The sequence below is a fragment of the Duganella callida genome (assembly GCF_004614165.1).
Classification (GTDB): domain Bacteria; phylum Pseudomonadota; class Gammaproteobacteria; order Burkholderiales; family Burkholderiaceae_D; genus Rugamonas; species Rugamonas callida.
This window is the reverse complement of record NZ_SPVG01000007.1, coordinates 30,711-42,404: the sequence shown is the minus strand read 5'-3', so window position 1 is coordinate 42,404 and position 11,694 is coordinate 30,711. Positions and strand designations below refer to the sequence as shown.

The window sequence follows — 11,694 nt, the reverse complement described above, 5'->3', positions numbered from 1 at the left end:
GCCGTAGCGGCCGCTACGGCAGAGCCCGTGACGCAATGGAAGACCTGACCCCGGATTATTGCTGCAGCTCGACGTTGATCATGTTGTCGTCCGGCTTGCGGTCGATCAGTTTGTTGTCGGGGTCGATGCCGGCTCTGGCCGGCCGGCCGCTGACGATCACCGTGTAATGGTTTTCCTTCTGGTCGATCAGCTTGCGCTCGCGCAGCAGGGCGTTGCCATCCTTGTCGTCGACGCCGATGTCGATCCAGTCTTGTAGCGCCACGTCTTTTTCTTCGCCCTGTTCGCTGGCGCGTGCCTTGGCGGCGCTGACTACGAAGCTGACTTCGTAACGGCCGTCGTTCAGCTTGCGCGCGCTGGCGGCAACGGCGTGGTTTTCGTACAGGACGATGTGGTTGAACAGGTCGTCGATCAGGTAGGCCTGGCCGGCCGGCGTGATCTTGCGCAACGCGTCAACCAATACCGTAACGCTCGGATACGGCGCGCCCGCCGTGCGGCCGTATTGCGTCAGCACGTCTTTCAGTGCGGCGTTGACTTGGTCTTCGCCCAGGAGGTCCTGCAGCTGGTACATTGCCAGGCTGCCCTTGTGGTACTGGATGTAGTCCTGATTTTCATTGTCCGCCAGCGGCAGTTCCTTTTTGCGCTCCAGCGCGCGGCCGAGCAGGTAGCGGTCGAGGTCGTATCGCAGGAAGCGACGCATCTTGTTGGGCCCGAAGTTTTTCTTCATCACCATCAGCGCCGAGTATTCCGCCAGCGTTTCGCTCAGCACGGTGCTGCCGCGCGTGTAGCCGCCGACCAACTGGTGGCCCCACCACTGGTGCGCCACTTCGTGCGCGGTGACGTAGAACGGGTAGTCCAGGTCTTTCGGATTCTTGTCGTTGACCTTGGCGATGAAGCCCACCGACTCGGAATACGGGATGGTGTTCGGATACGATTGCGCGAACTGCGCGTAGCGCGGGAATTCGACGATGCGCACCAGTTTGTGCTGATACGGGCCGAAGTTTTTGCTGTAGTAATCCAGCGATTCCTTGATGCCCTTGTCCATGCGCTCGAGGTTGTACTCATGGCCGGGATGGTAGTACAGCTCGATGCCGACGTCCTGCCACCAGTCGCGCTTGACCAGGTAGCGTGCCGACTGGAAGGCGTACATGTTCAGCATCGGCTGCTCCGCCTTGTAATGGAAGTAGCGGCGCCCTTTGCTCATCCAGTCCTTGACCAGCATGCCTGGCGCGATCGCGGTCTGGTCGGCGCTGGTGCCGACGGTGGCATCGAAGCTGATCCAGTCGGCGTCGTTGCCGGCGAAGTTGTTGGCCAGGCCGCCGGCGTCGTCGCGCGGCAGCATGCGCTCGCGTGCCGGCAGCCGGTGCTTGCGGCGGTCGCGCGCGTCGTTCAATTCCCAGTCCTGCTGGTAGCCGATGCGCGGCATCACGCTGTTGTTGAAGAAGGTGCCGTTGGCAATCACCGGCGTGTCCTGGCCCAGGCCGAAGATGCCGCCCGGCGCGTAGCCGATATCGAACTCCATCGTCATCCGCGCCCCCGGCGCCAGCGGCTGGGACAGCTTGTAGGTGTAGAAGCCCCGGTCGCGGTCCTGCAGGCCGTTGCGCACCTCCTGGCTGAAACGCACGCCGTAGTGCGAGACGGTGTTGTCCTGGCTGACGATGATGTCGGTCACCGGCTGCGCGGTCTTGTTGATCAGCTGGTAGCGTCCCTTGACCACCAGCGTGCGCTGTTCCGGCAGGATCTCCACGCTCAGTTTGACGTCGGTGATGCGCGGCTGCGGCAGCGCCGCATATTGCTTGTACCTGGTTTCGTATTGCGCCTTGTCGGTTTCCTTGTCATAGGCCGACTTGTAGTGGTTGGCCACCTGCTGATTGTAGAACAGCACGCCGCCGGCGCCGGCGAAGATCAGCAAGCCGATGGCGATGGTGCCCAGCACCGGCACGGTCAGCGCGTGGCGCGCCAGTTGCAGGCGCTGGCGCCAGCCGTCGTTGGTGCCGCGGTCCCAGAACAGCAGCGAGGCCACGGTCAGCAGCACCGCCGCGCCGCCCCAGTAGGCGTCGTACCAGCGCTCGCGCAGCAGGAAGTGGCCGTAGCCGTTCATCGCCGAGTAGATGATGTGCGGCGTGTTGGCGTAAATCAGCAGCGGGTTGTCGAAGCCGGCATTCGGCGCGGTGAGGCTGATGACGTAGTACACGATCATCGCGAAGTAGGCGATGTAGCGCTGGTTGATGATCACCTGCATGGCGATCGACAGCACCGCGATCAGGATGTAGTACGGCATGTGGACCAGGAACAGCTGGTGCAGGTACAGCCCCGGCTCCAGCATGAAGTAGCCCTTGAAGATCTGGATCGCCATGCCGGTCAGCATCACCACCAGCATCAGCAGCGCCTGCAGGCCGATCAGCGCGAACAGCTTGGACAGCAGCGGCAGCCAGCTCGGGATCGGCAGCGCGTCGAGCATCTGCGCCATGCGCGCCTCGCGCTCGCGCCAGACCAGCTCACCGGCGTAGAAGGTGGTGATCACCATCATGAACAGCGCGAAGGTTTCGCTGACCACGTCCAGCACCAGGTAAGTTACCGGATAGGTATTGGTGCCCCACAGCGAGCCCATGTCCAGCGAGCTGGCGAACATGGTCAGCACGCCGGCCAGCACGATCACCAGGAAATAGATGTTCTTGGTGGTTTCACGCAGGTTCAGCCAGCTCATGCGCACCAGCAGCCAGCACAGGCGGCGCGACTTGAAGTCCGGGGTTTCCTGGGTGTTGGTGGAGGTGGCCGACAGGTGCTGCGGCAGCTCGCCTTCGCCGGTGCTGGTGCTGCTCTTGCGGCCATGGCCGCTGTCGCTGGTGGCGATGAAGTGGAAGCGCCAGTAACCGACCAGCAGGCCGACCAGCGCCGCCGAGGCCCAGATCACGCGGTTCAGCAGGTACACGCCTTCCGGCCAGAACATGCGGGTGTTGCGTTCGATGATGGGCCAGTACTCGGTCACGCGCAGCACGGCGGTGGTGCCGAACGGGTCGATCAGCGCGGCGAAGGTTTTGTAGTCGAGGTCGCGCGCCAGGCCGGGCGCCACCATGTAGCCGATCAGCATCACCACGCTGCTGATGTAGACCGGCAGCATGCGCCGCGTCAGCGCGGCCAGGATGAAGAACACGGCGCCAAAGATGAAGATGTTGGGCAGGATGACGATCAGGTAGGGAATCAGATAAGCCAGCGCGTCCGGATGGGCCAGACGCTCGGGCTCGATGCCGGGGATGAAGCTGCCGAGCCAGGCGCCGAGCAAAATGCTGGTGAAGATCACCGCCAGCGTCAGGTAGGCGCCGATGAAGCGGCCGAACATGTACTGGAACTTGCTGATCGGGGCACTGAAGAAGAAGTGCTGCATGTCGTACTCGAAATCCTGCTGCACCGAGCGCCCCATCATGGCGGCGATCACGATCACGCCCAGCGAGCCGAGGAAGCTGGTGGTGAACATCAGCGAGCGCGGCGAGTCGATCAGCTGGCTGCCGAAACTGACCGAGGCGCCTTTGAAATAGCCGCCGGCGGCGGCCATCCACAGCATGGTCAGCGCCAGGAAGCCGGCGAAGTACACCCAGGTCGAGAGCAGCTTGAGGCGCTGGCGCGCTTCAAAAAGGGCGATGGCCAACATGATCGGCCCTTAATCGCAGGAGTTCGCGGCGCGGTGGCGGCCGGCGATGGTGGCGAAGTAAACATCCTCGAGGTCGCCCAGCGCTTCCTCGAAGCCGTCGCCGGGATCGGTTTCGCTGTAGACGTGGATCAGGGTGCGGCCCGACAGCAGGCGCGACGAGATCACCGGATGGCGCAGCTGGAACGATTGCAGGTCGCGCTTGTCGATGAAGCGGGCCCAGATCTTGTCGCTGACCTCGTGGATCAGTTCCTGGGTCGGGCCGCACAGCAGCAAATGGCCCTTGTTGATGATGGCCATGTTGGCGCACAGGTCAGCCACGTCGCTGACGATGTGGGTGGACAGGATCACGGTCTTGTCCTCGCCGATGTCGGACAGCAGGTTGTGGAAGCGCACGCGCTCCTGTGGATCGAGGCCGGCGGTCGGCTCGTCGACGATGATCAGTTTCGGATCGCCGAGCAGGGCCTGGGCGATGCCGAAACGCTGGCGCATGCCGCCAGAAAAGCCGCCCAGGCGCTGATGGCGCACCTCGAACAGATTGGTCTGCTGCAGAAGGCCGTCAACCACCTCGCGCCGGCGGTTGCGGTTGCTCAGCCCCTTCAGCACGGCAAAATGGTCGAGGAGTTCGTAAGCGGTCACTTTCGGATACACGCCGAAGTCCTGCGGCAGATAGCCGAGCAGACGGCGCAATTCATCCTTCTCATCCAGCACGTCCAGGTCGCCGAAGAATACCGCGCCGGAATCGCATTCCTGCAGGGTGGCCAGGGTGCGCATCAGCGTCGACTTGCCGGCGCCATTCGGGCCCAGCAAACCGAACATCCCGGTCGGGATGGTGAGGGAAATATTGTCCAAAGCGACCACGCCATTGGCGTAGGTTTTAGACAAGTTTCTGATGCTCAATTCCATACTAACTCCTGACATTTCTGCACGGCCATACTCTTTTCACATGATGGCATTGTATTGAATTTGCTCCAGTGTGGTGGCGCCATTGCGATGGGCGGGGGAAACGGTGCGCCAGAGTGCAGAAAAGGCGGAACAGGCCGCAATGGGTTGGGCATGGTTGAATAGACAACTTATTCAATTCCTGAACAAAACCTGCTCGCGGTTGAACCACCAGCGGCACAGGGCCAGCAGCAGGCCGGCAGTCAGGGTTGTTGACAGTAATATCACGGAAAACATGCGGTAGTCCATGGTGCCTTTGACCAGTTCCTTCATTGCCAGCGACACATTGGTCAGCGGCACCATGGCCCAGCGCCAGTTCAGCTCGACGCCGGGCAGCAGCGCCACCAGCGTCGGCAGGATGGTGACGATGATCAGCGGCGAAATCAGGCCGGCCGCTTCCTTGTAACTTCGGGCATAGATCGAGATCGACAGCAGCACCGAGGCGAAGATGGCGGCGGTCGGCGCCAGCATCAGCGCCACCATGGCCGCGTCCAGCGGGCCGATGGCGCGCAGCATCAGCACCAGGTCGCCGCCGACCAGCGCGCCGAAGTAGCGCAGCAGCAGGCCGACGCTGACGATCATCAGCAGCGCCGAAGTCAGGCCGATGGTGAACAGCACCAGGAACTTGGCCGCCACGATGGCGCTGCGCGAGACCGGTGCCAGCAACAGGGTTTCCAGCGTGCCGCGTTCCTTTTCGCCGGCACCGGTGTCGATCGCCGGGTACATGGCCGCCATCAGGCACACCATCAGCAGCACGTAGGGCAGCATGCCGCCGATGACCGCGCCCATCTGCTCGCGCTTGTCGGCGGTGGAGTGGTCTTCCAGCGTGATCGGATCGAGCACGTAGGCCAGTTGCCGCTTGCTCAGGTTGAGGGCGGACAGCGCATGCTCGCGCAATTCGCGGTTCTGGGCGCCGATCACCGCCATCACGCGCTTGCGGGTCAGGTCGACGGTGGCGGCGCTGTTGTAGTGCAGCTGGATCACGGCCTGCTGCTGCCCGGCCAGCCGGTCGGCAAGGCCGGGCGGGATCACCAGTGCAAACTTGATGCGACCGGCGGCGATGGCGTGGCGGATCTGCTCGGGGCTGTCCAGCATGACCTCATGAAAGTCTTTTTCGCTGGCGAAGCGTGCGGCCAGTTGCGGCGCGTGTTCCTTGCCGAACACGGCGTAGGGCATGCCGGCCTGGCTGGCCTGGCGAAACATGCTGGTCGACAGATAGCCGAAGCCGGCGAAAATCATCGGCATCGCGAACACCGGGATGAACACCGTGAAGAAAAACGTGCGGCGGTCGCGCATCAACTCCAGCAGTTCCTTCCGATAGATGGTCCACACGGCTCAGGGCTCCCGGTTGACGATGCCGACAAAGGCGTCGTACAGATCGGCGCTGCCGCCCTGCAGGCGCAGCTGGTCCATGCCGCCGTGGAACACGGTGCGGCCGTGGTTGATGATACAGACGCGGTCACACAGCTTTTCCACCTCGTGCAGGTGATGGGTGGAGAAAATCAGCGGGACACCCATCGCCTTATAGCTGGCGATAAAATCGAGCAGCACCTTGGCGGACATGACGTCGAGGCCGGTGGTCGGCTCGTCCAGAATGACGATCTGCGGCTCGTGCACCACGGTGCGGGCGATGGAACAGCGCTGCTTCATGCCGGTGGACAACTGATCGGCGCGCTTGTGGGCGAACTGGTGCATTTGCAGCAGATCGAACAGCTCGTCGCAGCGGCGCTGCAGGCGGGCCGGCGTCATGCCGTGCAGACGGCCGAAGTATTCGATGTTCTCGCGCGCGGTCAGCCGTCCGTACAGCCCGGTGCTGCCGGACAGAAAACCGATGTGGCGGCGCGCATACAGCGGATCGGCCAGCAGGTCGGCGCCGTTGGCGTGGATGCTGCCGGCGTCGGGTTTCAGCGCGGTCGACAGCAGGCGCAGCGTGGTGGTCTTGCCGGCGCCGTTGGGGCCGAGCAAGCCCAGCACCTCGCCGGGACCGCAATGGAAATGCACATCGCGCACCGCGTGGAACCAGCCGTCGTGATCGCGGGGATCGCGCGCCAACGGCGTCCTGCCGCCGCGCGTGGGCAGGCGGAAGCGCTTGGCCAGATTCCTTACCTCGATCATCGCCATGTCCCAAGGTTGAAAAGTTTCAAGAGTAGCATGTTGAAATTCCGACACGCAAGCTACCGGCTGCATAAACTCTTGTTATAGTCGCGTACGGGAGCAAACAAGATGAACCAACAGATACAGGAGAAAATCCGGGCCGTCACGCAGATGGGCCTGGACCGCGAGGAAGCCACCGGATTTTTCCGCGTGGCGCTGGGGCTGTATTACCTGTCCAGCCTGATGACCAAGGACCAGCTGGACTTCAAACAGCTGGACCGCGACTACAACCGCTTCATCTACCAGACCATCGGCAAGGGCCACAGCATCACCAGCATCCTGCAATACATGAGCGGAGAAAAGGTGGTGAAAGTGGTGGAGTCGAGACGCTTCCTGAAAGCGTTCGAACAGTGCTGCACCGACGTGCCGGTGGAAAACATCCCCTTCCTGCTGGGACTGAACCTGGGCGTGGCCAAGGACATCTCCAAAATCGACGTGCGCGGCCCGGTGGCCGACTACATCGAACGCCAGCGCGTGCTGCGTGAGGAGGCAGACGCGCAATAAAGCGTGCGCCCTTTATAATGAGACTTTCCATCGAATAAGAGTCTGCACACCATGGCCGCCTACCACCACAACCCATTGGACCGTTTTATTGCCAGCGCCGACAAGGCCCTGCGCGTCGTCACCGGCGTGGCGACCTCGTCGCGACCGAACCCGGCGACGCATGCGGCCGATGCGGACATGAGCGATGCGGAACAACGCCATGCGGCCGGCCTGATGCGCGTCAACCACGTGGGCGAGGTGTGCGCCCAGGCGCTGTACAACGCCCAGGCGCGCTTCGCCAGGACGGACGCCATCCGCCAGCAATTCGAGCATTCCAGCCGTGAAGAAGAAGACCATCTGGCCTGGACTGCGCAGCGCCTGGAAGAACTGAACTCCCACATCAGCGTGCTGAACCCGCTGTTCTACGCCGGCGCGTATGCGCTGGGCACGGTAGCGGCCTTGCTGGGCGATGCGCGCAGCCTGGCCTTCGTGGTGGAAACCGAGCGCCAGGTCGAAGCCCACCTGGCCAGCCACCTGGACAAACTGCCGGCGCAGGACGCCAAGTCGCGCGCCATCGTCGACCAGATGCGCATCGATGAAATCGAGCACGGCGCCGCCGCCCAGCGTCTTGGCGCGGCCGACATGCCGGCGCCGGTGCAGCACCTGATGTCGGCCATGGGCAAGCTCATGACCAGCAGCGCCTACTACATCTAAATGTCGGCTCTGACCCCGATCTTCTACGCTTCGACGATCTCGAACGAGTGGGTGATTTCGGCGGTCTTGGCCAGCATGATGGAGGCCGAGCAGTATTTGTCGTGCGACAGGGTGATCGCGCGTTCCACCGCTTCCGGTTTCAACCCTTTGCCGGTGACGGTGAAGTGGAAGTTGATCTTGGTGAAGACTTTTGGATCGCTGTCGGCACGCTCCGCCTTCAGCGTGCACTCGCAGCCACGGATGTCGGCGCGGCCGCGCTTCAGGATCAGTACCACGTCGTAGGCCGTGCAGCCGCCGGTGCCCAGCAGCACCATTTCCATCGGCCGCGGCGCCAGGTTGTGGCCGCCGCCTTCCGGCGCGCCATCCATCGTGACCAGATGGCCAGAACCGGTCTGGGCCAAGAAACTCATGCCCGACGGGCCGTTCCAGCTGACTTTGCACTCCATCATACTCTCCGTAAAAATCGTTGCCCATATTGTAAAGGACTCTGTCCAGATTGACTTGCATGAGGTTTTTTTACTTGCCGCTGCAGTGCAGCAACGGGATAATTCCCTCGTTGTATTGAGCAACCTCAAGGAGCGGTCCGATGAGTCAAGCTATGCAATATCTTTGTTCGTACGGCGATCTTACTTTGCCCGGCAGCACGCCCACCGGCAGGTTGGCCGACGATTTCACCCTCAACTCGCCGGTCGGCGTGCATGCCGATAATTACGGCCGGCTGTGGGTCTGCGATACCGGCAACAGCCGGGTGCTGGTGTTCTCCGCCGACCTGTCCACTTTGCTGCACGTGGTCGAAGGGCCGGGCGAACATGCGCCGCAGGCGCCGCGGCTGTTGATGCCGTTTCATGTGCATCCGCATCCTACCCACCAGATCATGTACTGCACCGACATGGGCCACGGCCGCGTGGTGGCTTTCGCCTACGACGAGTATGAGGTGTGGACCGATTTCATTTTCGGTGAAGGCGACGACAGCTATCTGCCGTTGTCCGATCCCAACGGCATCACGGTGGTGAAGGAGCAGGACGGTAACGACTACCTCTATGTCTGCGACGAGTTCTTCCACACCGACGACGACCTGGCCAGCCGCTGCGTCAAGTTCACGCTGGATGGCAAGTTCGTTGCCCAGTTCCGTTATGTGAGTGGCCCCGGCGTCAAGCACCAGCTGCTGTGGCCGCAAGGACTGGCCAGTGACACCAAGGGCAATCTCTATCTGGCCAACACCGGCTTTTACGAAGTGCTCAAGATCAGCACCGCCTGGCCCATCGTCGACGGTGTGGTGCAGGCGCCGCACGACACGGTGCTGCTGCATCAGCACGGCAAGCCCACCGGCATCGGCAAGTTTAACGTGATGCGTTCGGTGTGCGTGGTCGGCGATCGCGTGATGGTGCCGGGCCATATCGAAAACGCCATCGCCGTCTACGACCTGAACGGCAAACTGGAAACCGTGGTCAACGGTTTGCTGCCGTTGTGGAACCACGGTCTGGAGCCGGTGCATTCGCTGTCCGATTTTGTCTACGGCGCGCTGGAAGACCTGGTATTCGTCGGTCCCTACCAGATCTGCGCCGCCGAGGGCGAGCCCGATGTGTATTTCATCAGCGAGCCGTTCGCCTCGCGCGTGATCAAGGCGCGCATCCCGCGTCAGCGCGGCGAGGAGGATGCGCTGCTGATCGAAGCAGTCGGCCACCGCCGCGACGATCAGGAACGCCGCCGCCGCACCTCGCAATTCAATTGCATGACGGCGGTGATCGGCGTCGATACCCGGCGCCGCGCGCCGCCGCGCGCGCCCACTTCCGGCAACTGGGTGGAGCAATGGGCCATGGCCGGCAACCGCATGTATCAATACTGGTACGACCAGTGGCGCCTGCTGACCGGGATCGATCCGCTGGCGCGCGTGGGCGGCGTGTCGCTGAACATCGATTCCGGCAACTGGTGCATGAAGACCTTCAACACCGACGCCGATCCCTACCACCAGCTGCAGGACCTGATGCGCGGCTTCTTCGTGCCGGGCGACCTGGCGATGGAAGTCTATTACCCGCAAACGGCGCCGCTGGGCCAGCTGTGCCCGGGCACGCCGCTGGTCTTCGTCACCAATTTCAATACCTGCACGGTGTCGATGTACCAGTTCAGCCCGGCCGGTTTCCTGATCAATTACGGCCTGCCGTTCGGCCGCGAGGGTCTGGGCGGCGACGGCACGTTGAAGGCGCCGCAGGGCATCGCCGTCAACGGCCATGGCGAGATCTACATCGCCGATTCGCTGAACAACCGGATTTCGATGTGGCAGATCCAGCCGACCGGCTACGTCCGCTTCGTGAAGAATTTCCACTGGCAGGACAGCGACACGTTCACGCCCTGCGACATCGCGGTCGACGCCCAGGACCGCCTGTTCGTCTGCGACCAGTTCAACAACTGCCTGCGCGTGTTCGACCGCCAGGGGCAGAGCCTGTGGAGCTACGGCCAGCTGGGCTACTGCGACAACGTCGATACCGACTACGAAAAATTCATGCTGCCGGCCAGCGTCTGCATCGATGGCGACCTGTTGTTCGTCAACGACCTGGTCAACCGCGCCCTGAAGATGTTCCGCATCGAGGGGGATCGGCTGAGCTACGTGGCCGGCGCGTCGGTGTTCAAGAAATACCCGGACGCCGGCGGCGTGTGGATGCCGTACTTTATCTACGCCGACCGCGGCCGCCTGTATGTGCCGGACACGACTTTCAATGTGGTCAATGTTTTCAGTTATCCGACCGCGCCAGCGGTTCCCGAGCGGATTGCCGCTTGACGCCTTGAGCGTTAGCCGGTTAGAATAGTCGGCTTTCCATTCGCTCAGGAAAGTAAATAAAAAGGCCGAGTCCGCTGAAGCGTTTAGCGGAACCACCATTTGAGCGGTAATTTCTAATTTAGAAAGTCATCACATGAAAACTTTTTCCGCTAAAGGACATGAAGTCCAGCGCGACTGGTTCGTGATTGACGCGACGGACAAAGTCCTCGGACGTGTTGCCAGCGAAGTGGCACTCCGACTGCGCGGCAAGCATAAGCCAGAGTTCACCCCTCACGTCGACACCGGCGACTACATCGTGGTCGTTAACGCAGGCAAACTGCGCGTGACCGGCACCAAAGCCACCGAGAAGACCTACTACCGTCACTCGGGCTACCCAGGCGGCATCTACGAGACCAACTTCCTGAAAATGCAACAGCGTTTCCCAGGTCGCGCTCTGGAGAAGGCTGTCAAGGGCATGCTGCCTAAAGGTCCTCTGGGCTACGCCATGATCAAGAAGCTGAAAGTGTACGCCGAAGGTTCGCACCCGCACGCTGCTCAGCAACCTAAAGCACTCGAAATCTAAGGAACTGACATGATCGGTAACTACAACTACGGCACCGGACGTCGCAAGAGTGCAGTGGCTCGCGTGTTCATCAAATCGGGCACCGGCCAAATCATCGTTAACGGCAAGCCAGCGGCTGAGTACTTCTCGCGCGAAACCGGCCTGATGGTTATTCGTCAACCGCTGGAACTGACCGGCAACGTTGAGCGTTTCGACATCAAAGTCAACGTCCACGGCGGCGGTGAGTCGGGCCAGGCAGGTGCTGTGCGTCACGGCATCACCCGCGCCCTGATCGACTACGATGCAGCACTGAAGGGCGATCTGGCACGTGCCGGCTTCGTCACCCGTGATGCGCGTGAAGTTGAACGTAAAAAAGTTGGTCTGCGCAAAGCACGTCGCGCAAAGCAATTCTCGAAGCGTTAATCGTTACGCTCTGGTGCG

10 protein-coding genes are annotated in these 11,694 nt (G+C 62.0%); 5 read left to right on the top strand and 5 right to left on the bottom strand.

Going from position 1 to position 11,694, the window contains the following annotated elements:
- Positions 1 to 55 precede the first annotated feature (55 nt).
- The 4 genes from E4L98_RS00765 to E4L98_RS00750 form a co-directional block, all read right to left on the bottom strand.
- Entirely contained in the window at positions 56 to 3,646 is a 3,591-nt protein-coding gene (locus tag E4L98_RS00765) for an ABC transporter permease/M1 family aminopeptidase (RefSeq protein WP_135199657.1), read from the bottom strand.
- Positions 3,647 to 3,655: 9 nt separating this feature from the next.
- Positions 3,656 to 4,549, bottom strand: a complete 894-nt coding sequence (locus E4L98_RS00760; RefSeq protein WP_135199656.1) for an ABC transporter ATP-binding protein — start codon at positions 4,547 to 4,549, stop codon at positions 3,656 to 3,658.
- A gap of 171 nt (positions 4,550 to 4,720) precedes the next feature.
- Positions 4,721 to 5,917, bottom strand: a complete 1,197-nt coding sequence (locus E4L98_RS00755) for an ABC transporter permease (protein ID WP_135199655.1) — start codon at positions 5,915 to 5,917, stop codon at positions 4,721 to 4,723.
- A 3-nt stretch (positions 5,918 to 5,920) separates the two neighbouring features.
- Positions 5,921 to 6,700: an ABC transporter ATP-binding protein gene (locus E4L98_RS00750; RefSeq protein ID WP_135199654.1), complete on the bottom strand. Its 780-nt coding sequence runs from the start codon at positions 6,698 to 6,700 to the stop codon at positions 5,921 to 5,923.
- Between the two features lie 108 nt (positions 6,701 to 6,808).
- Between E4L98_RS00750 and E4L98_RS00745 the strand changes: the two genes are divergently transcribed.
- Together E4L98_RS00745 and coq7 are read left to right on the top strand one after the other, a co-directional pair.
- Positions 6,809 to 7,243, top strand: coding sequence for a hypothetical protein (locus E4L98_RS00745; RefSeq protein ID WP_135199653.1), 435 nt, complete (start codon positions 6,809 to 6,811; stop codon positions 7,241 to 7,243).
- Positions 7,244 to 7,294: 51 nt separating this feature from the next.
- Positions 7,295 to 7,936: a 2-polyprenyl-3-methyl-6-methoxy-1,4-benzoquinone monooxygenase gene (gene coq7 / locus E4L98_RS00740; protein ID WP_135199652.1), complete on the top strand. Its 642-nt coding sequence runs from the start codon at positions 7,295 to 7,297 to the stop codon at positions 7,934 to 7,936.
- Between the two features lie 23 nt (positions 7,937 to 7,959).
- Here coq7 and E4L98_RS00735 read toward each other — a convergent pair whose 3' ends face one another.
- Complete coding sequence (locus E4L98_RS00735) at positions 7,960 to 8,382, bottom strand: OsmC family protein (protein WP_135199658.1); 423 nt, start codon at positions 8,380 to 8,382, stop codon at positions 7,960 to 7,962.
- 140 nt (positions 8,383 to 8,522) lie between these two features.
- Between E4L98_RS00735 and E4L98_RS00730 the strand changes: the two genes are divergently transcribed.
- The 3 genes from E4L98_RS00730 to rpsI all read left to right on the top strand — a co-directional run bounded on the left by E4L98_RS00730 (position 8,523) and on the right by rpsI (position 11,676).
- A complete protein-coding gene (locus E4L98_RS00730; protein WP_135199651.1) occupies positions 8,523 to 10,712 on the top strand; it encodes an NHL repeat-containing protein in 2,190 nt (729 codons plus the stop codon).
- A 133-nt stretch (positions 10,713 to 10,845) separates the two neighbouring features.
- On the top strand, positions 10,846 to 11,274 hold the full coding sequence (gene rplM, locus E4L98_RS00725) for a 50S ribosomal protein L13 (RefSeq protein ID WP_135199650.1): 429 nt from the start codon (positions 10,846 to 10,848) through the stop codon (positions 11,272 to 11,274).
- A gap of 9 nt (positions 11,275 to 11,283) precedes the next feature.
- Positions 11,284 to 11,676 carry a 30S ribosomal protein S9 gene (gene rpsI / locus E4L98_RS00720; protein ID WP_135199649.1) on the top strand — a complete coding sequence of 131 codons (393 nt, stop codon included), beginning with the start codon at positions 11,284 to 11,286 and terminating at the stop codon, positions 11,674 to 11,676.
- The last annotated feature ends 18 nt before the right edge of the window (positions 11,677 to 11,694 follow it).